General features: G+C 70.4%; 17 protein-coding genes. 7 read left to right on the top strand and 10 right to left on the bottom strand.

Annotation, left to right across the window (positions count from 1 at the left end; all coding sequences use genetic code 11):
* Nucleotide 1: 1 nt before the first annotated feature.
* Both WBG06_RS20055 and WBG06_RS20050 read left to right on the top strand, forming a co-directional pair.
* A complete protein-coding gene (locus WBG06_RS20055) occupies nucleotides 2-2,137 on the top strand; it encodes a S9 family peptidase (RefSeq protein WP_336738729.1) in 2,136 nt (711 codons plus the stop codon).
* A gap of 204 nt (nucleotides 2,138-2,341) precedes the next feature.
* Nucleotides 2,342-3,289 carry a sigma-70 family RNA polymerase sigma factor gene (locus WBG06_RS20050; RefSeq protein ID WP_336738728.1) on the top strand — a complete coding sequence of 316 codons (948 nt, stop codon included), beginning with the start codon at nucleotides 2,342-2,344 and terminating at the stop codon, nucleotides 3,287-3,289.
* 144 nt (nucleotides 3,290-3,433) lie between these two features.
* Here the strand turns inward: WBG06_RS20050 and WBG06_RS20045 are convergent, their stop codons facing one another.
* The 4 genes from WBG06_RS20045 to WBG06_RS20030 all read right to left on the bottom strand — a co-directional run bounded on the left by WBG06_RS20045 (nucleotide 3,434) and on the right by WBG06_RS20030 (nucleotide 7,637).
* Complete coding sequence (locus tag WBG06_RS20045; RefSeq protein ID WP_336738727.1) at nucleotides 3,434-4,597, bottom strand: DNA polymerase IV; 1,164 nt, start codon at nucleotides 4,595-4,597, stop codon at nucleotides 3,434-3,436.
* 84 nt (nucleotides 4,598-4,681) lie between these two features.
* The gene (locus tag WBG06_RS20040; RefSeq protein ID WP_336738726.1) at nucleotides 4,682-6,028 is read right to left on the bottom strand and encodes a glycoside hydrolase family 3 N-terminal domain-containing protein; all 1,347 of its coding nucleotides are present in this window, start codon (nucleotides 6,026-6,028) and stop codon (nucleotides 4,682-4,684) included.
* Nucleotides 6,029-6,061: 33 nt separating this feature from the next.
* On the bottom strand, nucleotides 6,062-6,649 hold the full coding sequence (gene coaE / locus WBG06_RS20035; protein ID WP_336738725.1) for a dephospho-CoA kinase: 588 nt from the start codon (nucleotides 6,647-6,649) through the stop codon (nucleotides 6,062-6,064).
* Between the two features lie 10 nt (nucleotides 6,650-6,659).
* Nucleotides 6,660-7,637 carry a helix-turn-helix domain-containing protein gene (locus WBG06_RS20030; protein ID WP_336738724.1) on the bottom strand — a complete coding sequence of 326 codons (978 nt, stop codon included), beginning with the start codon at nucleotides 7,635-7,637 and terminating at the stop codon, nucleotides 6,660-6,662.
* An 89-nt stretch (nucleotides 7,638-7,726) separates the two neighbouring features.
* Here WBG06_RS20030 and WBG06_RS20025 point away from each other — a divergent pair, with 89 nt between their 5' ends.
* Nucleotides 7,727-7,885 (top strand): hypothetical protein, encoded by a 159-nt coding sequence (locus tag WBG06_RS20025; protein WP_336738723.1) that lies wholly within the window; start codon nucleotides 7,727-7,729, stop codon nucleotides 7,883-7,885.
* Nucleotides 7,886-7,962: 77 nt separating this feature from the next.
* On the opposite strand, the gene rpsA is transcribed toward WBG06_RS20025, so the two are convergent.
* On the bottom strand, nucleotides 7,963-9,444 hold the full coding sequence (gene rpsA, locus WBG06_RS20020; protein WP_008361841.1) for a 30S ribosomal protein S1: 1,482 nt from the start codon (nucleotides 9,442-9,444) through the stop codon (nucleotides 7,963-7,965).
* A gap of 271 nt (nucleotides 9,445-9,715) precedes the next feature.
* Here rpsA and WBG06_RS20015 point away from each other — a divergent pair, with 271 nt between their 5' ends.
* Nucleotides 9,716-10,603: a class I SAM-dependent methyltransferase gene (locus WBG06_RS20015; RefSeq protein WP_336738722.1), complete on the top strand. Its 888-nt coding sequence runs from the start codon at nucleotides 9,716-9,718 to the stop codon at nucleotides 10,601-10,603.
* A gap of 76 nt (nucleotides 10,604-10,679) precedes the next feature.
* On the opposite strand, the gene WBG06_RS20010 is transcribed toward WBG06_RS20015, so the two are convergent.
* A complete protein-coding gene (locus WBG06_RS20010) occupies nucleotides 10,680-11,642 on the bottom strand; it encodes a DUF3068 domain-containing protein (protein ID WP_336738721.1) in 963 nt (320 codons plus the stop codon).
* A gap of 143 nt (nucleotides 11,643-11,785) precedes the next feature.
* Between WBG06_RS20010 and WBG06_RS20005 the strand changes: the two genes are divergently transcribed.
* Together WBG06_RS20005 and WBG06_RS20000 are read left to right on the top strand one after the other, a co-directional pair.
* Nucleotides 11,786-13,594, top strand: coding sequence for a hypothetical protein (locus tag WBG06_RS20005; RefSeq protein WP_336738720.1), 1,809 nt, complete (start codon nucleotides 11,786-11,788; stop codon nucleotides 13,592-13,594).
* Entirely contained in the window at nucleotides 13,591-14,817 is a 1,227-nt protein-coding gene (locus tag WBG06_RS20000; RefSeq protein ID WP_336738719.1) for an acyltransferase family protein, read from the top strand. The genes WBG06_RS20005 and WBG06_RS20000 overlap by 4 nt, the downstream gene beginning before the upstream one ends.
* On the opposite strand, the gene WBG06_RS19995 is transcribed toward WBG06_RS20000, so the two are convergent.
* The gene (locus WBG06_RS19995) at nucleotides 14,700-18,965 is read right to left on the bottom strand and encodes a DUF3367 domain-containing protein (RefSeq protein WP_336738718.1); all 4,266 of its coding nucleotides are present in this window, start codon (nucleotides 18,963-18,965) and stop codon (nucleotides 14,700-14,702) included. The two genes, WBG06_RS20000 and WBG06_RS19995, sit on opposite strands and share 118 nt — an antisense overlap.
* Nucleotides 18,932-19,729 carry a class I SAM-dependent methyltransferase gene (locus WBG06_RS19990; protein ID WP_336738717.1) on the bottom strand — a complete coding sequence of 266 codons (798 nt, stop codon included), beginning with the start codon at nucleotides 19,727-19,729 and terminating at the stop codon, nucleotides 18,932-18,934. Before WBG06_RS19990 ends, WBG06_RS19995 begins: the two co-directional genes overlap by 34 nt.
* Before the next feature lie 192 nt (nucleotides 19,730-19,921).
* On the opposite strand from WBG06_RS19990, the gene WBG06_RS19985 reads away from it, so the two are divergent.
* Nucleotides 19,922-21,040 carry a glycosyltransferase family 4 protein gene (locus WBG06_RS19985; protein WP_336738716.1) on the top strand — a complete coding sequence of 373 codons (1,119 nt, stop codon included), beginning with the start codon at nucleotides 19,922-19,924 and terminating at the stop codon, nucleotides 21,038-21,040.
* Nucleotides 21,041-21,103: 63 nt separating this feature from the next.
* Here the strand turns inward: WBG06_RS19985 and WBG06_RS19980 are convergent, their stop codons facing one another.
* Both WBG06_RS19980 and WBG06_RS19975 read right to left on the bottom strand, forming a co-directional pair.
* Entirely contained in the window at nucleotides 21,104-21,259 is a 156-nt protein-coding gene (locus WBG06_RS19980) for a hypothetical protein (RefSeq protein WP_336738715.1), read from the bottom strand.
* Nucleotides 21,260-21,279: 20 nt separating this feature from the next.
* Nucleotides 21,280-22,980 (bottom strand): hypothetical protein, encoded by a 1,701-nt coding sequence (locus WBG06_RS19975; RefSeq protein ID WP_336738714.1) that lies wholly within the window; start codon nucleotides 22,978-22,980, stop codon nucleotides 21,280-21,282.
* Between the last annotated feature and the right edge of the window lie 137 nt (nucleotides 22,981-23,117).

Raw genomic sequence — 23,117 nt, 5'->3', positions numbered from 1 at the left:
CATGTCTGCAGCTCTCCCCTCGACGCACTGGCCGATCGCTCCGAAGAAGCCCTCGTCCAAGCAGTTCCACGGCCTGACCAGGACCGACGACTACGAGTGGCTGCGCGACAAGGAGAACCCCGAGGTCATCGCCTATATCGAGGCGGAGAACGCCTACACCAAGCAGCAGACCGACCACCTCGCCGACCTGCGCTCGCAGATCTTCGAGGAGATCAAGGCGCGCACCCTCGAGACCGACCTGAGCGTCCCGACGCGCTCGCGCGGCTACTGGTACTACGGCCGCAGCTTCGAGGGCAAGCAGTACGGCGCGAGCTGCCGGGTCGCGGTCGCCGACCCCGACGACTGGACCCCGCCGACCCCGGCCGACGTCACCCACGACCAGCCCGCGCTCCCCGGCGAGGAGGTGCTGCTCGACCTCGACGAGCTCGCCGAGGGCCACGACTTCTTCAGCCTGGGCGGGTCCTCGGTCAGCCCCTCGACCACCCTCCTCGCCTACGCGACCGACGTGACCGGCGACGAGCGCTACACCGTACGCGTCAAGGACCTCACCACCGGCGAGCTGCTCGACGACGAGCTCACCAACGTGCACGGCGGCGCGACCTGGGACCGCGACTCCGCCAACCTCTACTACACGACCGCCGACGAGTCCTGGCGCGCCGACAAGATCTGGCGCCACCGCCTCGGCACCTCGCAGAGCGAGGACGAGCTGGTCTACCACGAGACCGACGACCGGTTCTGGGTCGGCGTGGGACGCACCAAGTCCGACCGGTTCATGGTCATCGGCACCGCCGCGAAGATCACCGCCGAATACCGCTTCCTCGACCTCGACGCCCCCGACGCCGGCTGGCAGGTCTTCGCGGCTCGCGAGGAGGGCGTGGAGTACTCCGTGGAGCACGCCACCATCGCCGGCGAGGACGTCTTCCTCGTCACCCACAACGCCTCGGGCCCCGACTTCGAGATCGCCACCGCGCCGATCGCCCCGACCCCGCGCACCGAGTGGCAGCCGCTCGTCCCGCACACCTCCGGCGTACGTCTGGAGGACGTCGACGCCTTCGCCGGCCACCTGGTCGTGCACCAGCGCAGCGAGGGCCTGACCCAGCTCCGCATCCTGGAGCTCGGCGAGAACGGCGTCTCCGACGACTACCTGGTCAAGTTCGACGACGAGCTCTACACCATCGGCTCCGGCTCCAACCCCACCTTCGACTCCCCCGTCGTCCGCCTCGGCTACACCACCATGCGCACTCCGGCCTCCGTCTATGACTACGACGTACGCAGCCGCGAGCTGACCCTGCGCAAGCAGGCCCCGGTGCTCGGTGGCTACGACCGTGACGACTACGAGGAGCACCGGCTGTGGGCGACCGCGCCCGACGGCGTACAGGTGCCGATCTCGATCGTGGCGAAGAAGGGTCTCCACGAGCAGGGACCGATCCCGGTGCTGCTCTACGCCTACGGCTCCTACGAGGCCAGCATGGATCCCTACTTCTCGATCGCCAGGCTGAGCCTGCTGGACCGTGGGATCGGGTTCGCGATCGCCCACGTCCGCGGTGGCGGGGAGATGGGCCGGGCCTGGTACGACGACGGCAAGATGCTCAAGAAGCAGAACACCTTCTCCGACTACATCGCCTGCGCCCACCATCTCGCCGAGTCGGGCTGGTCGACCCCCTCCACGATCATCGCGGAGGGCGGCTCCGCCGGCGGGCTGCTGATGGGCGCGGTCGCCAACCAGGCACCCGACGCGGTCGGCGCGATCGTCGCCGCGGTGCCCTTCGTGGACGCGCTGACCACGATGCTCGACGCGACGCTGCCGCTGACCGTCACCGAGTACGACGAGTGGGGCAACCCGGAGGCCGACAAGGAGACCTACGACTACATGGCCTCCTACGACCCCTACACGAACGTCTCCGCCCAGCACTACCCTCCGATCCTGGCCGAGACCAGCATCAACGACACCCGGGTGCTCTACGTCGAGCCCGCGAAATGGGTCGCCAAGCTGCGCGCGACGGCGGAGAATCCTGGTGACGTACTCCTGAAGACGGAGATGGCGGCCGGACATGGAGGAGTCTCGGGACGCTACAAGGCGTGGGAGGACCGGGCGTTCAGCCTTGCCTGGATGATCGACCAGGTGACCTCTTCGTAGGGCATATCTGCGGAGTTCTCGGGGTACTCCATGAGAAACCCCTGAGATTCACCTCGCGATGCAACTTATCGCCCGCGGCGTACGTCGAACCGGACAAGAGATCGAAGTCGGATCGATGACAAGGCGCTCTACCAGGGAACACCTGGGAGGGGCGAAGCGTTGAAACCACCGTGAGGCCACAAACCTCACCGTGAGGAGGTTCCCATGGCGACACGCACCGCCACTGCCACCCGAGAGATCGAGGGCCGTGACAGCGTCGGGCTGTATCTCGACGAGATCGCCCGCAACGAGCTCCTGGATGCTGCCAAAGAGGTTGAGCTGTCCAAGGCGATCGAGGCCGGCCTGATGGCCGAGCACCTCTTGGCCGAGGGCCGCGTCGGCCGCAAGAAGGCACCCGGTGGAGCCACCCGAGCCGAGCTGGAGTGGCTGGCCGAGGAGGGCCACCGCGCCACCCGTGAGTTCATCAACGCCAACCTGCGACTGGTGGTGTCCATCGCGCGGAAGTACGGCCGCGCGCAGATGCCGATGCTCGACCTGATCCAGGAAGGAAACACCGGCCTGATCCGGGCCGTGGAGAAGTTCGACTACACCAAGGGCTACAAGTTCTCGACGTACGCGACGTGGTGGGTGCGTCAGGCGATCACCCGCGGCATCGCGCAGCAGGCGCGCGTGGTCCGGCTCCCGGTCCACGTCGTCGAGGAGCTCAACCAGGTCGGCGGCGCCCGCCGCACCCTGGAGCGCCAGCTCGGCCGTGACCCGGAGCCCGAGGAGATCGCCACCGAGCTCGGCATGGACATCGAGCGCGTCCTCGACCTGCTCTCCTGGGGCCGGGACCACGTCTCGCTCGACACCCCGATCGACGAGGACGGCGACACCTCGCTCGGCGACCTGATGGCTCAGGAGTCGGCGCCCTCGCCCGACATGGACGTCATCGACGTCGAGTCGCGTGAGCGTCTCAACTCGTTGGTCGGCCAGCTCGACGAGCGTTCCGCCGACATCGTCCGCTCCCGCTACGGCCTCACCGACGGCCGTCAGCACAAGCTCGCCGACATCGGCGTCAAGCACGGCATCTCCGCCGAGCGCGTACGCCAGCTCGAGCGCGAGGCCCTGCAGAAGCTGCGCCGCTTCGCAGACCCAGACCTGGCGGCCTGATCCCTACCCGCCGACTCGGCGTCCCTTCGGGGGCGCCGAGTCTTTCTGTGTCGAGACGTCGGCCCGGTCGGCCGAGGCGTCACTCGCGCCGGCCGAGTTGGCAGCGCGGTGCCAACTCGGCCGACCGGAGCGACGCCTCGGCAGTCAGTAGCCTCCGGGAGGCGGAGCCATCTCGAGTCGTACGCCGATCAGCCGGATCGGACGGTCCTTCTCGATCCGGTCCAGGAGGGCCTCGGCCTCGTCGGCGAGGCGGTCGGCATCGAGGGTGGGCTCGGGGAGCTTGTGACCGCGGGTGACAGTGAAGAACGGCTTGTAGCGGACCTTGATCTCCACTCTGGTCACCGGGCGGTCCTCCTTGACCACGTCGGTCAGGCACTCACCACAGAGCCGCCGGGTCGCAGCGACGATGTCCGACCACTCGACGAGGTCCTGCTGGAAGGTCTCCTCGTGACCGTGGCCGCGAGCGACCCACGGTGACGGGTCTACCGGGCTGGTGTCGGCGCCTCGGCCCAAGCGGCGCAGCCAGGGACCGGTCGTGGGGCCGATCGCGGCTGCCAGACCCTCCGCCGAGGCGGCCCCGAGGTCGGCGACCGTCTCGATCCCGAGCCCGGCCAGCCGCTTCGCGGTCTTGGCCCCGATGCCCCACAGCGCGTCGGTCGGGCGGTGGCCCATCTCGGCGTCCCAGGTCTCGTGGGTGATCCGGTAGACGCCGGTGCCCCGCAGCTGACCGTCCGGACCGGGCTCGTGACCGCCCGCCCCGGCCTCACGCGCGAGCGCACCGTCGACCCGCTGCTTGGCGAAGCCGGTGGCGAGCTTGGCCTGCAGCTTGTTGTCGCCGACCCCGACCCCGCTGCGCAGCCGGGTGCGCTCGAGCACCACGTCGCGTACGTTCTGGGCGAAGGTCTTCGGGTCGCCGAGGTCGCCATGACCGGGTCCTGGCCCGAGGAAGGCCTCGTCCCAGCCGAGGACCTCGACCAGGACCGGTACGCCGCTCCACTCCAGGGAGCGGAGCGTGTCCATGACGCCGGCAGAGGCCTGGTCGTAGGCGGCGTGGTCAACCGGCAGCAGCACCGCGTCGGGACACTTCCGCACCGCCAGCCGCAGCGGCATCCCGGAGCCGACCCCGTGCGCCCGTGCCTCGTAAGAGGCCGTCGAGACCACCGCCCGCTCGGTCGGGTCCCCGCGTCCGCCGACGATCACCGGCTTCCCGGCGAGCTCGGGGCGACGCAGCACCTCGACCGCCGCGATGAACTGGTCGAGGTCGACGTGCAGCACCACGTTCGTGGTCGCTCGCGGGCGCTCGCTCATGCGTCGATGGTGCCACGAACCGGCTCAGTGACGCCTCGACGCCAGAAACTGACTTCTCGGCGTCGACGACTGACCGCTCGGGGATCAGTCGGAGGCTGCCTCGGAGAGGGCCGTGGAGGCCTTCTCCGCCTGCTCACGTACGTCGCCGGGGACCGGGACCGCACCAGCGGTGCGCTGCTGCCACAGCTGCATGGCGACGACCTTGGCCGCCGCATCCTCGACGCGGTCGCGTTCGAGTCGGCCGGAGCGGAGGGCCTTGACGACGCTGCGGTGGGCGGCCTTGGAGTTGGCAGGCATGAGCAGGAGGTCGGCGCCGGCCTCGAGAGCGACCACCGAGGGCTTCTTGGTGGTGGTCGTGACCGCGCCCATGCCCAGCGAGTCGGTGACGGCGATGCCGTCGAAGTCGAGGTCGTCGCGGAGCAGGTCGTAGATCGGGGCAGCCATGCTGGCCGGCTTCCCGGGAGCCACCGCCTTCACGTCGACGTGGCTGATCATGACGGCCGGAGCCCCGGCGTCCACGGCCGCATCGAACGGCACCAGGTCGCGCCGCTTCAGCTTCTTCTTCCCGAAGTCGAGCTCCTGGAGCCCGAGGTGGGTGTCGCCGGTGACGGCGCCGTGGCCAGGGAAGTGCTTGGTGGTGGAGACCAGGCCGGCCTCGTTGTAGCCCTGCACCGCAGCGGAGACAGCCGTCGCGGCCACCCGGGGGTCCTCGCTCGGCGAGCGCGACCCGATCGTCGGGTCGGTCGCACCGACGGTCACGTCGGCGACCGGCGCGAACGCCCAGGTGAAGCCCAGGTCGCGCAGCTCGAGTGCCGTCGTCCGAGCCGCCTCGGTGGTCACCCTGATGCCCTTGCGCGGCTTCGCCTCGATAGCGTCGCCAGTGCGCGCGAACTCCGGGAACTCGGTGGCCACGCCACGCAGGTGGGAGACCACGCCGCCTTCCTGGTCGACGCCGATGACGGCAGGAAACGTTCGGCCGTCGGCCGCCACCGCGCGCGAGACCGCGGCGGTCGTCTTGCGCACCTGCGCCTCGTCGACCACGTTCTCACCGGTCACGCTGACTCCCGCGAGGTGGAGCTTGCGCACCATCTTCGCGGCCTTGGCCGGATCGGTGCCGTGGTAGCGGCCCACGATCACCTGGCCGGCGAGCTGCTCCTCGTCCCAGCCGGCGACGAGCTCACGGGCGGTCGCCAGCTCGCCGCGCGTCGGACCCCAGCCGAGCGGTGTCCCATCCTTCGTCGGGTCGGTCTTCGTGGCGGCGTTGGCCGGCTTGTTCGGCTCGTCCTCGACACTCGTCGGCATGCCGACGGTCACCGCCGCCGCACCCGCGCCGGCAGCCAGGGCCAGCACGGCGCCTGCGACCACCGGCCTCAGCCACCGCCTCGGACGACGCGGCTCGACCTCTGATTCGGTGTGCTTGCCCCCAGTCACCCGGCCGAGTATGACAGGAACCCCTCCCCGCCATCACCTTCCGGCGAGTGAGTCGTAGATCTCCCGCACCCGTTTGCGCAGGTCCTCCAGGGTGCCGGTGTTGTCGATCACGTACGTCGCCGCGGCGAGCCGGTCCTCACGACTGGCCTGCGCGGCGATCCGACCCCGGACGTCCGCCTCGGCCATCCCGCGGGAGACCGCGCGCTCGACCTGGGTCTCGACCGGTACGTCGACGACGATCACCTCGTCGAAGCAGGGGGCGTAGCCCACCTCGACCAGCAGCGGGATGTCGTTGACGACCAGCCGGCCCGCCTCCCGCCCGGCCTCCTCCAGCTCCGCGGACCGCACCCCGACCAGCGGGTGCACGATCGCGTTGAGGCGGGCACGGGCACCCTCGTCGGCGAAGACGATCTCCCCCACCTTGGCCCGGTCCAGCTCGCCCGTCTCGGTGAGCACCGTCGGCCCGAACTCCTTGACGACGGCAGCGAGCCCCGGCGTACCGGGCTCGACGACCTCTCGGGCGATCTTGTCCGAGTCGACGATCACCGTCCCGAGCTCCGCCAGCAGCTCCGACACCGTGCTCTTCCCCGAGGCGATCCCGCCGGTCAGTCCTACGCGCATGGGCGCAACCCTAGGCCGTGTCCTCCAAGGACGCGGCGGGGGCACACGCGAACCGGCGCCGGTAGGCCTGGGGCGACAGCCCCCGCACCCGGGTGAAGTGGTGGCGCAGGGCCGCGGCGTTGCCGAAGCCGACCTCGCCCGCGATCCACTCCACCGACCGCTCGGTGCGCTCCAGCAGCTCCTCGGCCCGGCGGACCCGTTGTGCGGTGATCCAGGCATAGGGCGTGGCCCCGGTTTCGGCGCGGAACCGCCGTGCGAACGTACGCGGCGACATCAGCACCTGCCGGGCCAGCGAGTCCACGTCGAGCTCCTCGTGGAGATGGGACGAGATCCAGGCCAGCAGGGGCCCCAGCGTCTCCGCGTCGGGCTCGGGGACGGGGTGGGAGATGAACTGCGCCTGTCCCCCGTCACGCTGCGGCGGGACGACCATCCGGCGGGCGACGGCGGAGGCGACCGCGGCGCCGTACTCCTGGCGCCAGATGTGCAGCGCGGCGTCGAGCACGGAGGCGGTGCCGGCGCTGGTGACGATCTGGCCGGTGTCGACGTAGAGCACCTCGGGGACGACCCGCGACTCCGGGAACCGCCGCTGCAGCTCGGTGGCGTACTTCCAGTGAGTGGTGCACTCGATCCCGTCGAGCAGGCCCGCCTCCCCCAGCGCGAAGGCGCCGGAGCAGGCGGTGAGGAATCGGGCCCCACGGGCGTGCGCGCGCAGCAGCGCGTCCTTCACGTCCACGGGAAGGGTGCCGCTGGGACCGCCGAACGCGGGGATGGCGATCAGGTCGGCCTCCTCGAGGCGCTCCAGGCCGTTGGGTGCCTCGACCTTGAACCCGAGGTTGGTGCGCACCATCCCGGCCGTCGGCGCACACACGGCGAAGTCGAGGTAGGGCACCCCGTCGTCGCGGCGGTCGATGGCGAAAGCCTCGCAGACCGCACCGAACTCGAAGGGGGCGACACCGTCCCAGATCACCGCAGCGACGTTCCTAAGCACCTCAGAAGGGTGCCAGTTGGCAGGAAATCGCGCAACTTAGGCATTTCTGCCAATGTGGCAGGAATACCTGGTAGCGAAGAATTACTGCCATGACCACCGCACTGATCCTCATCGCACTGTTCGCCCTCGCCACCTACGCCACCTTCGCCGTCGTGCACGGCGACCGCCCCAAGGCCGCGCCTCGGTCCCACGCCACCGACCCGGCCTTCGAACCCCGCAGCAGCCTGCCTGCCGCCAGGTGGCCCTAAAAGGCCGAATACCCGGCCCCTCGAAAGGGACCGGGCATTCGTGCGTTTTCAGAGCATCAGCTCAGAAGCTCACGCGTTCACTGACCGCCGGTCAGCTTCTCGCGAAGCGCCTGGAGCGCCTCGTCGGACGCGAGGGAGCCGCCCTCGTCCTCGGAGACGGTCTCGTCGACCGAGCCACCCGAGGAGTAGGAGGTGGCCTCGCCGGCCTCGGCAGCCTTCTCGGCGGCCTCCTGCTGCTGCTTGATGTGGGCCTCCCAGCGGGCGTGGGCCTGAGCGTACTGCTCCTCCCACTTCGCGCGCTGCTCGTCGTAGCCCTCGAGCCACTCGCCCGTCTCCGGGTCGAAGCCCTCGGGGTAGATGTAGTTGCCCTGGTCGTCGTAGGTCGCCGGCATGCCGTAGAGGGTCGGGTCGAACTCCTCGACGTCGGTCGAGGTGACCGTCTCGTTGGCCTGCTTGAGCGAGAGCGAGATCCGGCGACGCTCGAGGTCGATGTCGATGATCTTGACCATGACGTCGTCGTTGACCTGGACGACCTGCTCGGGGATCTCCACGTGGCGCTCGGCCAGCTCGGAGATGTGCACCAGACCCTCGATGCCCTCCTCGACGCGGACGAACGAACCGAACGGCACCAGCTTGGTGACCTTACCCGGGACGATCTGGCCGATCTGGTGGGTGCGGGCGAAGTGCTGCCACGGGTCCTCCTGGGTCGCCTTCAGCGACAGGGAGACACGCTCGCGGTCCATGTCCACGTCGAGAACCTCGACGGTGACCTCGTCACCGACGGTGACGACCTCGGACGGGTGGTCGATGTGCTTCCAGGACAGCTCGGAGACGTGGACGAGACCGTCGACGCCGCCCAGGTCCACGAACGCACCGAAGTTGACGATCGAGGAGACGACACCCTTGCGGATCTGACCCTTCTGGAGCTGGGTCAGGAAGCCGTGGCGAACCTCGGACTGGGTCTGCTCGAGCCAGGCACGGCGCGACAGGACCACGTTGTTGCGGTTCTTGTCGAGCTCGATGATCTTGGCCTCGAGGGTCTGACCCACGTAGGGCTGCAGGTCGCGGACGCGACGCATCTCGACGAGGGAGGCGGGGAGGAAGCCACGCAGGCCGATGTCCAGGATGAGACCACCCTTGACGACCTCGATGACCGCGCCCTCGACGACGCCGTCCTCCTCCTTGACCTGCTCGATCGTGCCCCAGGCGCGCTCGTACTGCGCGCGCTTCTTGGACAGGATCAGGCGGCCTTCCTTGTCCTCCTTCTGGAGCACCAGGGCCTCGACCTTGTCGCCGACCTCGACAACCTCGGACGGGTCGACGTCGTGCTTGATCGAGAGCTCGCGCGACGGGATGACACCTTCGGTCTTGTAACCGATGTCGAGCAGGACCTCGTCCCGGTCGACCTTGACGATGACACCATCCACGATGTCGCCGTCGTTGAAGTACTTGATGGTCTCGTCGATCGCGGCGAGGAAGTCCTCTTCCGACCCGATGTCGTTGATCGCTACCTGAGGCGCGTCGTAGTCGGGAAGAGGAATGTTGAGCGTGCTCGTCATAAGGGAGGTGGTTTCCTTGGGTGGACAGATGTCGTCGGGTCATACACGTCCGAGGCCCGGTCGACCACCTCTGCCAGCACGTGCACGACGGGCATCGTCGTCCGGCGTGAACCGGCGGCCGAGGTAGCAAGCCAAAGGTCCGCTAGGTCCGGGACCAGGGCAGACTTCAGACGCAGTTTCTTAGCCTACGCTCCGCGTACAGGCCCCGTCCAACTGTCGCGGCCCGGTTGCCGCATTCCCGCGTTCAGGCCGGGAGGCATACGCTGTAGACGTGGACCAAGCCATCAGCCCGGTCGTCCGACCGGAGGCCCCCATCGATCCCTTCGGGGCGATCGAGACCATCGACACCACCGGCCCCGTGGTCAGAGCGGAGCGGCGCTCCGTCAGCGAAGCCGAGTCCCGCCGTGCCAACGGCCCCGACTGGGACAGGTACGCCGACGAATACCAGGCCACCCACGGACCCTTCCTCGGCGAGGCCGGGTTCGTCTGGGGCCCCGAGGGGCTGACCGAGGCCGACCTCGGCATCCTCGGCGACGTACGCGGCAAGGACGTCCTCGAGGTCGGCTCCGGCGCCTGCCAGTGCTCCCGGTGGGTGAACACCCAGGGCGGGCGCGCGATCGGCCTGGACCTGTCCGGCCGCCAGCTCCAGCACTCCCGCCGCCTCGACGAGCAGACCGGCGTCGTCGTACCCGCGGTGCAGGCGACGGCGACCGACCTGCCCTTCGCCTCCGGCTCCTTCGACATCGTCTTCTGCTCCTTCGGGGCGCTCCAGTTCGTCAGCGACCTCGCCCACGCGGTCGCCGAGACCGCCCGCGTCCTGCGTCCCGGCGGCCGGTTCGCGTTCTCGATCACCCACCCGACGCGCTGGATGTTCCCCGACGACCCCGGCCCCGAGGGCCTGATCGCTGCACAGTCCTACTGGGACCGCACCCCCTACGTCGAGGTCGACGACGAGACCGGCAAGGTGTCGTACGTCGAGCACCACCGCACCCTCGGAGACTGGGTCGCGATCCTGGCCGGTGCCGGGTTCCGGATCACCGACCTGGTCGAGCCCGAGTGGCCCGAGGGCCACGAGCGGGTCTGGGGCGGCTGGTCGCGGACTCGAGGCCTGCTGACCCCGGGGACGGCGATCTTTGGCGCGGACCTGGTGACCAGCTAGTCGCTCAAGAAGCCGAACGCGGGCCCGGGAGCTGTCCGCTCCCGGGCCCGCGTTCGTTCAACTGGCGTGCTGAGCCTCAGGCATCAACCAGGGTGCGGTCGTCCTCGGCGGCGTGGGCGCCACCGTTGGGCTTGCGACCGCGCAAGACCAGCCACAGACCGATCAGCAGGAAGATCAGGCCGGCGACGACGCCACCGACAGGGATCCAGGTGCCGATCAGGCCGAGCTTGGAGATGTTGGCCTTGGCGTCCTCGGCGTTGTTGGAGACGGTCTCCTCGGAGTAGCTCATCTCGGCGTCGATCAGCTCCATGCCGGTGTCGGTGACCATCTTCTGGGTCGCGCTCTGGTCGATGTAGGAACCGGTGGTCGGCTCGACGAAGATCGTCTGGGTGGCCTCGTAGCTGCCTCGGACGTCGTCCTCGGTGTCCTTCACGCCGTCGTCACCCGGCGAGAGCGAGGTGTCGTCCTCGGAGGCGGAGACCTCGAACCGGTAGGTCTTCACGCCCTCGATCTCCGCGTCGTCGACGTAGGTGGCGATGACGGTCGTGCCGAGCGTGTCGTCCCAGTACTCGTAGTCGTGGCGCTCGGTGTTGAACGGGAACTTCCCGGCCAGGCCGCTCATGTTCGCGACAGCCCGGTCCTCGCCGACGTACTTGGCCTGGTCCTCGACGACCTCGGACGTCTTGCGGTCCATGGCGTAGGCACGTTCGCTCGTGGTCACCACACGCTCGTCCTCCTCGGCACGGGCGCACGGGGGCGTCTCGCCCTCCTGGACCATGATGCAGCCGGCCTCGACGAAGACGACGACGTCGTCGGTCGAGTCCTTCGGCGCCGCTTCGGTCGTCCGGGTGTATTTCACCTCGACCGGCTCGTCCGACTTGGCCAGCGCACCGCTCGCGGTGCCCTCGAGCACGGTGGTGGTGTTGACGTTCAACGGCACGGTCGCCGCGGCGTCGCGGCCCCAGAAGCCGGCTACCGCAGCTGCGACCAGCGCAAACGCGCCGATCAACAAGAAGACGTAACCAATCACTCTTCGCATGTTCTTGCCCCTCCCAAGGCCTCAGTTCCCCCCTCGATCCGCGAACCGTAGCAGTAATACCCGGGCAGGTGTGCAACGGGTCACAAACCGCTGTGCGACACTTCGTCTTCGTGTCAGTCCCCCACCCCGTATCCGAGCCGAGCGTGGCAGCACGTGAGCGCCGGCAACCGACGCAACCCCGCGAGCTGGTCGTCGCGGCGGCGGCCGTCCTGATCGGGATCCAGGCCGGCCTTCGGGCGTGGGCCCTCTATCCGGGGTGGTTCCTGCTCGACGACTACCGTCTGATCGACGACGCTCGTGGTGGGCCGCTCAGCCTGGAACGGCTGCTGGCACCCTACGACAGCCAGTTCATGCCGGTCGGCCGGGCGATCGCCTGGCTGGTGAGCCGCGAGGACGCCAACTGGGCGATGGCCGCGACGTCGATCTTCACCGTGCAGGTGCTCGCGGGCATCGCCTGTGCGTGGATGCTCTTCACTCTCTTCGGTGTGCGCCCGTGGGCCCTCGCACCGCTGGCTCTCTACCTCTTCACCGCGCTGAACATGCCCGCGATGATGTGGTGGGCCGCCGCGCTCAACCAGGTGCCGTTGCAGCTGGCCTTCTTCGTCGCTGTCGGGGCCTGGATCCGATACCTCCGGGGCAGACATCTGGGCTGGCTGGCCGTCACGATGCTCGCCTTGGCCTTCGGGCTGCTCTGCTACGTCAAGACCGCGCTGGTGTTCGTGGTGCTGGCCTACCTGCTGCTGGCCTACTTCACCCAGGGCTCGCCGCTGCAGCGGGCCCGGCAGGCCGTACGCCGCGCCTGGCCCGCGCTCGTCGTGGCGCTCGCCATGGGCGGTGCGTACGCCTACCACTACGCCACCGAGGTCCCCTCCATCTTCGCCAGCGAGGAGCGGCCCCCGACAGGTGCTGTCGCCGAGGCGATGCTCGGGCGGTCCTTGGTCACCGGCCTTCTCGGTGGTCCGTGGCGTTGGAACGACTCCAATCCGCCCACCGTGCAGATCGACCCTCCGATGTGGGCCACGAGCGCGGCCTGGGTCGTGCTGGTCGGCTTCGCGGTCGGGGTGGCGCTCTACCGCAGGCGTACGGGACGGGCCTGGCTGCTGCTGGTCGTCTACGCACTCCTGGCGTTCGGTCTCCTGGTGACCAGTCGCGCGCCGCTGGTCGGAGCCGTCGCCGGGCTCGAACTGCGCTATCTGACCGACCTGGCCCCCGTCGCGGCGCTGTGCCTCGGGCTGGCGACACTCCCCCTGCTGGGTGCGACCGAGTCGAGCGAGCTCCGGGAGACACCACTGCTGACTGCCACCCCGGACCCGAGGATCCTGGTCGCAGCGGTGACAGCGGTCGCGCTCTCCGGGATCTGGAGCGGCGTGACGTACGCCAGGGTCTGGCACGACGACCATCCCAGCGCCGACTACCTGCACAACGCGATGTCGGACCTGCGGAACCTCGGCGGCGTCGTCGATCTGCTGGACCAGACGGTGCCACGCTACGTCGATCCGGGCTTCACACCGCCCTCGAACACCACTCGGGTGCTGCTCCCGCTGCTCGTGGACAACGCACGTTTTCCGTTGGCGAGCGACAACCTGAACCTGCTCGACGAGAACGGCCACGTGCACCCCGCCGAGGTCGAAGGGGTGAAGTCCCGGCCCGGACCGGCCGACGGGTGCGGCTGGAAGGTGACGTCCTCGCCGACGGTGGTTCCGCTGGAGAGCGTCGCCTTCGACTACAGGTGGTGGGTCTCGATCGGTTACCTTGCACCCCAGTCCGGAACGCTCGAGGTGCGCGCCGGCGACAGCACGCGCGAGGTCCCGGTGCACCGGGGCCTGGGAACCGCCTTCGTCCGGGTCGACGGTGAGGTCGACGAGGTCGTGCTCCAGATGCAGGACGAAGCGGCGACCTTGTGTGTCGACAAGGTCGCCGTCGGCGAGGTGAAGACGATGGAGACGCCATGACGCAGGTCGTGCAGGTCGGGAAGGTCGCGCAGACCCGGTTCGAGGGCATCGACTCGATCCGCGCGCTCGGGGCTCTCGCCGTGCTCACCACCCATGTCGCCTTCTGGGCGGGGGCCTACACCGACAACGGTGTCCTCGGCGTGCTCCTGGCGCGTCTCGACGTCGGGGTCGCGGTCTTCTTCGTCCTCTCCGGCTTCCTGCTCGGGCGGCCGTGGCTCGTGCGGGCGGTGACGTCCCGGCCCGCCCCCGCGGCAGGCCCCTATCTGTGGAAGCGGTTCCTGCGGATCGCACCCCTCTACGTGGTGACCGTCGCGGTCGCACTCGGCCTGCTCCGCTCCAACCAGGGGACGGGGCTTCGCACCTGGCTGGTCACGCTCGTGATGGGCAACACCTACCTCGACCGTTCCCTACCCGCCGGCCTGACCCACATGTGGAGCCTCGCGGTCGAGGTCGCGTTCTACGTGCTCCTGCCGGTGATCATGGTCGTGCTGGTCGGAAACCGCCGCCGGCTGACGCTGCGGCGGTTCGTCCTCGGCCTCGCGATCATGGCCGCGGCCACCTACGTCTGGGGGCTGCTCGCCGTGCCGCTGCTGGAGGAGCGGATCAGCGCGATGCCGGCGCAGTGGCTGCCGGCGTACCTCCTCTGGTTCGCCGCCGGACTACTCCTCGCGCTGGTCCAGGTGGTGCGCGAGCAGAAGCTGCGTCCGGGCTACGCGGGAAGACTGGTCACGCTCGCACGGCTGCCCGGAAGTGCCTGGCTGCTGGTCGGCGGACTGATGCTCGTCGCCTCGACCCCGATCGCCGGTCCGACGATGCTGACGTCGCCGTCGCCGGCGGAGGTGGTCGTCAAGCACACGCTCTACGCCGCTGTCGCCTTCGTGGTGGTCGCGACCGCGGTGTTCGCAGATCCCGCAGGTGTCTACGGGCGGCTGCTCGCCCACCGGTTCTCGCAGTGGCTGGGCCGCATCTCGTACGGCATCTTCTGCCTGCACCTGCCGGTGCTGCACCTGGTCATGTGGGTGACCGGCTGGAAGGTGTTCGGCGGTCACGGCTTCCAGATCTGGGCGATGACGGTGGTGATCTCGGTCGTGGTGGCCGAGGTCGCCTACCGACTCGTCGAGGTTCCGCTCGCACGGTTCAGGAACCGGCCGCCGTTCTTCCTGCGCTCTCGGCGTGAGGTCGCGGCCAGCAGCGTGAGCGTCACCGGCACGAGCACCGGGTAGACCAGCCAGCCGATCTCGCCCGCCCAGCCGTTCGGGCCCGCCCACGGACGCAGCGAGTAGGCGAACGCGACCAGCAGGATCGGGGCGGCCCCGAGCCAGCCGACCCACGGGAAGAGCCTGACGCCGCGACGGCGGGCGACCGCGACGGCGGTCAGCGCCACGGCCGCTGTCGCCGCGCAGACGACCGCACCCGTGGTGCCGGCGATCAGGCCGCCACCGACCACGGCGAGGGGGGTCAGCAGGAGCGGGCCGGCGCGCCACTCCCCCGCTAGGCCGTCGACGCCGACGTCCTCGGCCGCAGACCGACGGCGCCGACGGCTCCGGCGCAGCAGTCCGCCGAGGACCAGCAGCACCAGCAGCCCCCCGGCCGCGGCGCCGGCGGCCAGCCCGGTCCGGTAGCGCTCGTCCGGAGCGAAGACAGCCTTCACCTCGGTGTCGTCACGGAGCTCCCACCCCTGCTGCCATCCGTCGACGGTGACCGGGCGCAGCGCCCCGCTCTCCTGGCGGGCCTGCCAGCCGGGGTTCGTGTTCTGGCGCAGGACCACCACACCGGAGGACCGGCCCGGCTCGACCTCGCGGGTCTGCGCCGTCTCGACGACGGGGACCGGTCGAGCCGAGTAGTCGCCGAGACCCGAGGGGGTTCCGTACGACCCGGGCGCCGTGTCGACCATGGTGAGGCTGACCGGTGCCGCGACCGGTGATGCCTCGACATCGATCGTGTTCTCGCCTGCCCGGGTCGAGGTCTCGATCCGTTGGCCGGTTCTCTGTTTGGCCTTCTTGGTCCGGGCGACGGGTCGCTTGCAGAGCTGGGCGTCCACGGTCTCGCCCCGAGCCAGTGCGGCCGGCGACGCGTCCAGGGCGCTGCTGAACCGCCTGCCGTTCCAGACCACGTCCGGGCCGGTGCCGCAGGCCATCCGAGTCACACCCTCCGAGAGGGTCACGGCCGGGAACCCCTGCCTGCCCAGCGAGATCTCGCTGATGCCGGTGCCGATGTCGATCGCGCCGGTGTCGAACCCGGCCGCCGCAGCGGGCTCCATCCGGTCGATCTGGATCTTGAGCTGCTTGGTGCGGATCGGCTCGAAGGTGGCGACGCCGTCCTCGTCGAGCTCGACCTCTCGCCGGCCTCCCGGCCAGGTCAGGGTCAGCCCGACGGGACGCTTGGCCGCTGCGTCCTGGTCGAGCGCGACGCGCAGGTAGGCGAACCTGCGCGGCCTCAGCCAGCGCAGGTCGAGCGTGGGGCGCAGGTCGTCGGGGTCGGCGAGCCACGTCGTGCCCGAGTCACCGTCGAGCACGGCGAGGGCGGAGGCGCGCGGGTCGGGGACGGCGCTCGAGGAGGCCTCGACGCCACGGAGGAAGGGGTCGAGGATCAGGCGGTCGAGCGCGGGTCCGGCGACCGGTCGAACGCGCAGGCGTGCCGACCAGTCCGTCGCCTCGGGGAGGGTGACGACTCTGCGCATGTCGAGCGGCTCCTCGCCGCTGCGCTCACGGCCGGGCACGCAGCGTACGTCGTCGCGGACCTCGGCACACCCCAAGCGGGCGTCCTGCTCGGCGCTGAGCGCCACCACGTCCGGGTTGCCCCACGTCTCGGGGAGGGTGGGCGTCGCGAGGCGGCGGACGACGTCGACGCCCGGGATGGTGACCTCGGCGAGGGCGAGACCACCGCCGGCAGAGCCGGCGTCCTCCACCCGCACCCACTCGGTCGCACCGCGGGGCAGGGTCACCGTCTGGCGGTCGCCCGGCCCGAGACGTACCTCGTCCGACACGCCGCCCTCGGTGCGGACCCGGACGACCTGCCGAGCATGCGCCTCGGCGCCGCCGACCAGATGGACCTGGTCGACCCACGTCGGCTCGGTCAGGTCGATCCGCCACCACGGGTTGCGGCTGACGTAGCGCCCCGCGACCCACTCGGTCTCCTCCCGACCGTCGACGGCGGCGTACGGGAGGTCACCGGGCCTGGAGCCGCCGACCGAACCGGCGTCCGACTGCGACGAGGAGGCGGAGATCGATGCGGCTCCCTCGAGGCGGGTGGTGGTCAACCAGCGGTCGCTCTCGGTGAGGCGGTAGTCGTAGGCGGGGTTCCCGGTGCGCTTGACGTCCCCGTCGGTCAGCGTCGCCGAACCACCGTCGTGGATCCGGCTGAAGGCGCGCTCTCGCGCCCGCAGGCCGTCGGTGAGCACGACCGGGCCGGTCGGGTCGCCCTGCTGATCCACGCCGAGCACGGTGGGGGTGTCGCCGAGCACTCCGGTGTCGGTGAGATCGAGCAGGTCCTCGGGCCCGCCCGCGACCGTGGTGGTCGTCGGTGCCACGACCGCCTCGGCGGTGTCGGTGGCGACCTCGTAGATCTCGAGGGCCGGGTAGGTGTCCTGCCAGCCGCCGTTGACCGAGAGCCGCCCCTCCTCACCCTCGAGCGTCGCCTCTCCGCCCACCTCCGGCCCGAAGGTGGCGACCTGGTTGATGCCCGGGGACTGATCGAGCGCCTGGTGCACGAGGACAGGGTCTGGGATGTCGTCACCGCGGACGACGTCGTTGCGCACCACCAGGTGACGGACACCGGCCCGGCGCAGATACGAGGTCAGCCCCGTGGAGCCCTTGCCCTGAGCGAACCGGGACTCGATCTCGTCGAGCATGCGGATGTTGCCCTCGGGAGCGAGCGGGATGATGTTGCGTACGGCCCAGGGGTTGTCGGCGAGATACTGCAACGGCTCGTCGCGCGGCGAGCCCCAGACGTACTCGGCGAAGGGTGAGCCGGGCACGAGCAGCGAGGTCGACCCCTCCCCGTTCGTACGCAGCCAGTCGGCCGCCTCGTGCCAGTAGCCGGGGACGCCGAGGGTCGCCCCGGCGGGGGTCAGACGCCCGGTGATCACCGGCGTCACCGCACCGAGGAGAGCGACCAGGGTCATCGCCATCACGGCGTAGCGCCCCGCCGTGGCCGGGATGCGGGCCAGGGAAGGTCGCCCGGTTGCCTGGGAGTCCCTGGGCGCCAGCGAACGGTCCAGGGCGATCGCGATGCCGATGACCAGGGGCAGCCTGATGACCGGGTCGAACTTGTGCACGTTCCGCAGCGGCGCCAGGGCGCCGTCGAGAAGGCCGCGGACGTCGCCCGCGAACCAGCCTTCCACCGCTCCGGTGTGGCCGGCACCGACCATCAGCATCCCGACGAGGACGGACAGGCCGAGGAAGAGCCGGTGCGAGGATCCTCGGCCGAGGATGCCCGCCAGGCCGACGAGCAGCAGCACGCCGCTGTCGAGGATGAGGTAGGGCGTCGTGATCAGGTCGTGGCCGGCACGCGAGTCGCTGTCGAGGTAGGGCACCCAGTTGGAGGTGCCTCGCAGGACGTTGAAGGCGTCGGTGGGCAGGGTGGTCACCGAGCTGGTCTCGATGTAGTCCAGGAAGGCCGGACTGTAGGCGCCCAGCAGGAACAGCGGCACCAGCCACCACAGCGTGCCGAGCAGCGTGAACAGCGGCCACCACAGCATCAGCGAGCGGCGCCGGCGCCCGGGCTTGCGGGTCAGCAGCCAGATCGCCCCGAGCGGGATCACCGCGAAGGTGGCGGCCGCGTTGACGCCCCCGACCATCGCGATCGCCAGCGCGGAGAGGGCGGCGCCGAGCCGGGTGCTTCCTCTGCTGGAGGCGATCACCAGGGGTAGCAGGACCCAGGGGGCGAGGGCGCTCGGCCAGGCCTCGATCGAGATCGGCCCCAAGGTCGTCAGCATGCGGGGCGAGAGCGCGAAGGCCAGCCCGGCGACCAGGCAGGCCAGGTCGGAGCGTACGCCGACGGCCTTGGTCACGCGCGCGGCGCCGAGGAACGCGACGATGAGGATCAGGGCGAGCCACAGCCGCTGCACGATCCAGGCAGGGATGTCGAGCCCCCAGCCGGCGGCGAAGAACGGGCCCATCGGCCACAGGTAGCCGTAGGCCTGGTTCTGCAGCTGCCCGAAGGCCGACTCGGAATCCCACAGATGGAGGGCACGGCCCAGGAAGTCGACGGGCGCGACGGCGAGGTCGAACTTCGTGTCGGGCACGAGCAGCCCGGGCGACTGGACGAACGCGATCCCGAGCAGCAGCACCGAGATCGCCAGCAGACGGATCCGAAATACCCGACTGATGGCCCCGCTCAGGTCTTGCGGAGCACGAGCAGGAGGTTCCACGAGAGCACCTCCCTCACCACCGGGACCCGCATCAGCCACGCCGCCCACGCCGGGTGGTAGCGCGGAACCGCAGCCAGGATCTCGGCATTGCCGGCCTTGCGCTGGGCGCGCGCCCAGCGCAGCCCGGCGGAGGCGGTCGCTGCGTACATCGACTCGCCGAACTTGTTCTTGGGTTCGTGTCCGTGCTTGCGCTGGTAGCGGCGGCGGGCGAACCGACCGCCGAGCAGGTGCCACGGGCTGGTCTCGTGGCCGCCCCAGGGACCCCACCAGAGCGTGTAGGAGCAGAAGACGACGCCACCGGGCTTGGTCACCCGCAGCATCTCGTCGAGCATGGCGGTCGGGGTCGGGACGTGCTCGAGCACGTTCGAGGAGTAGCAGGCATCGACCGAGTCGGTGCGGACCGGGAGCCGCATCCCGTCGCCGAGCATGCTGCCCTCCGCGACGATGCCGGCGCCCTGCATCTCCCCGGCGTCGGCGTCCAGCGCGAGGTAGGTCGCGCCGGCCCCCATGAAGGCGTCGCGGAAGTAGCCCGGGCCACCGCCGACGTCGAGCAGCACGGTGCCGTCGAGCGTCTGTCCGTCGGTGTAGTGCGCGAGCTGGCCGACCGAGTCGGCGGCCAGCGCGGTGTAGAAGCGCGCCGGATCGGTCTGCTCGACGCGGAAGTCGTTGAAGAGGTCTACGGAACGGCGCAGCGTCGCCCTCCAGCCGGGGCCGGCCGGGGCGTCGGGCTGGGCCCCGCTCCGGGGGTCGAGGAGGTTCGCCACGGCGGGAACCCTAACTGATTACCCCGGAGGGTGTGCATTCGGTCACGATTTGTCCTACTCTCCAGTAACGGTGTTGAGGGACACCGGTCGCGCAACCCCTGGGGAGGGAGCGCTCGGCAGCGGGGTAACTGCGAGATCCAGGGGAGCACTGATTTGCGCGCCAACGATGGAGCGCGGCTGAACGCTTGCCATGTGGCGGTGTTCAGCTGGCGCGACTCAGACAACCCCGAGGCCGGTGGGGCCGAGCACTACCTCCACCAGATCACCTCCGGCCTGGTGGACGCGGGCGCGCGGGTGACCGTCTTCACCGCGGCCTACCCCGGCGCCCGTCCACGGGAGGAACGCGACGGCATCCGCTACGTACGCCGCGGGGGCAAGCTCAGCATCTACTTGTGGGGCGTGCTGCTGCTGGCGCTCGGGCGGTTCGGCCCGATCGGCCGTGTCGACGCCGTCATCGACGTGCAGAACGGGCTCCCGTTCTTCACCCCGCTCGGCACCCGCGCGCCGGTCACGGTGCTCGTCCACCACGTCCACCGCGAGCAGTGGCCGGTGGTCTACCCCGGCCTGTCCGGGCGGATCGGCTGGTGGGTCGAGTCCTGGCTGGCGCCGCGGCTCTACCGCCGCAAGCAGTACGTCGCGGTCTCCCGCGCCACCCGCGCCGAGCTCGCGACGCTCGGGGTCGACCCTGCCCGGGTCGCCGTCGTGCACAACGGCGCCGCACCCGCCCTCAGCGACCGGCCGGCGAAGACCGAGCACCCCTCCATCTGCGTCGTCGGGCGGCTGGTGCCGCACAAGCGGGTCGAGCTCGCCATCGACGCGGCGGCGGCGCTGCGGGCGTCCTACCCGGACCTGAGGCTGAGCATCGTGGGCGGCGGCTGGTGGGCCGACGAGCTCGCTGCGTACGTCTCCCGGGCGGGGGCCGAGGACTTCGTCGAGATGCTGGGACATGTCTCGGAGGAGGACAAGGAAGCCGTCTACGAGCGGTCCTGGCTGATGGCGCTGCCGTCGCTGAAGGAGGGCTGGGGCCTGGTCGTCACCGAGGCCGCACAGCACGGCACCCCGACGGTCGCGTTCCGTGATGCCGGCGGGACGACGGAGTCGATCGCCGACGGCGAGTCCGGGGTGCTGGTCGACGACCAGGCCGGTTTCGTGGCCGCGCTCGAGAGTCTGCTCGGCGACGAGATCCGCCGCAAGGAGCTGGCCGAGGGTGCCCGCTGGCACGCGCGTAAGCACACCTGGGAGCAGAGCCAGCTCAACTTCAACGCGGTGCTCGCCTCGGCGCTGCAGGGGCGCGTCGTCGGCGCGGACTGATCATCCTCGGAGACGAGCAAGGGCCCGGCGGATCACCGCCGGGCCCTTTCAGATTGTCGTGATTCAGTTGTCGGTGCCGTACTGAACCGTCGACTCAGAGACGCTCGGAGGATTCTCGACGGTGCTGTTCGTGCTGCTGCTGACAACTCCGACGACAGTCGCTGCGGCGACTCCACCGCCCACAAGAATGCTGGCGACGATGGCAATGATGTTGCCCATGTTGGTGTGACCTCCCTCTCCTAGCCGCGAACAGTAGCAGCCAGCCGGCGGACCATACTGATCAGTAGCAGAATTGTTGACGTTGTGGCGACGAGCCATATCAGGACGTACGCCGCCCACCCACCGATCACTGCCACCAGGGCTGCCGGGCCGATCGAGCAGCTCGTCACCGCGTCCCCTTCCTGGGGCAGGCGCTGCAGGAGCAGGCCGCCGTCGACGAAGACGACCTCGCCGGCCAGACGGGGTGACTCCCCCGCGGTGCGGTCGGTGACGGCGTACGAGATGCCCAGACGCCTCAGCGCGCTCGCCCGCGCCTTGGGTTCCGGCTCGGCGAGTGCCTCGGCGACCCCGGCTCCACGTGGGTCCTCACCCGGGATCGTCGTGTCGCCGACGACGAGGTCGCCGTTGGTGACGCTGGGACGGGGCAGCAGGCGAGGTATCGGGTCGAGCACCGGACGGCCGTCGTTCCACGACGGGGCGCGGTAGGCGGACCAGGGCAGCACCAGTACGTCGCCGGGCGCCGTCTCGTCGGCCAGCGCCGCGCCGACCCGCTGCCAGGAGGGCGGATAGTCGGCCGCGCCGATCCCGCCGGCCAGGCCCCAGGCGGCGTCGGGGAGAACGGCGATCGGCGCCAGGGTGACCACGACGGCCGCCGCCCATCGCGGCGCGGTCCCCCGGAGCCTCTCGCCGAGCGCGTCGACGCCCGCGGCCACGGTCATGACGAGCAGCGGCAGGCACAACGGAAGCAGGCGACTGCTGTCACGGAACAGCGCCAGGCCGGGTAGGTCCTGGGCGAGGGTGTCGAGCGCCTCCGGTGCCGCCCAGCCGGCGACCGCGATCGCCAGGCCGGCGACCCACAGCCCCAGGATCCGGACCCGCTGAGTGTCGGAGGTCCACCATCTCCTGGCGCCGGCAGCGACCGTTGCCGCCAGGAGCGCCAGCGCCACCCACGCCAGCCAGCCCTCGCGGCTCGCCGGGACGACGGAGGTGTTCCAGATCCCGCCGAGCGTGAGCGCCGCCAGCGGAGCGGGCAGGGCGTCCCCGCGCAGCGCGAAGACCTCGAACCCGGTGGCCGAGGCGGCCTCCGCGGTGTGGGTCAGTCCTGCAACGAGCCAGGGAGCGTTGACCGCCGCCACCGCGGCGGCCAGCAGGACCGGCCGCCGGCCGCGACGCAGGCCGGTGGCGAGCAGCACGGCAGCCGAGACGATGCCCGCGCTCGCGCTCAGGCTCCCGACGATGAGGACGGGCAGCATCCACACGGGACCCTGCCCGGCGGGACGGTGCTCGTCCGGGCTCGTCTCCCCCGCCCACCGGCGGCCGGCGACCACGAGCCAGGGCACCGCGGCATAGGCCAGCAGCATCGGCCAGTGGCCCATCCACAGACGCTCGGCGACGTACGGGCTCCAGACCGTCAGGCTCACCGCCGCCAGCCGCGCGGCGAGCGAGCGGGCCCGGACCAGCTCGGCGGCGCCGGCCCCGGCCATCACCAGCGCCCCGACGAGGACGAGCTTCTGCAGCACCAGCCCGGGCACGATCTCGTCCAGCACCGCGACCACCGCGTCCGAGGGCACCGCCCGAGGAAGCCCCGACCCGAGCCCGAGCACGTCGCGCGTCAGCGTGAGGTCGGGCACCCACACCATGTCGTAGCTGAGCACGAACCCCGACCCCAGCGCCGGGCCGAGCATGAGCACCGCGAGCACGCCCGCCCACACGGTAGGCACCACCCGCTCCCTCACGCGGCCACCCTACCCAGCCGAGACGTCGCGCCCGTCGGCCGAGACGTCACTTGTGGCGATCGAGTTTCAAAGCTGGGCGGATGCCGGTGCCGGCATGTGGCTAGCGGCACCCTAGGCTTTCC

Source organism: Nocardioides sp. CCNWLW239, assembly GCF_037137035.1.
Taxonomy (GTDB): Bacteria; Actinomycetota; Actinomycetes; order Propionibacteriales; family Nocardioidaceae; genus Nocardioides.
This window is presented reverse-complemented; position numbering and strand designations above follow the sequence as displayed.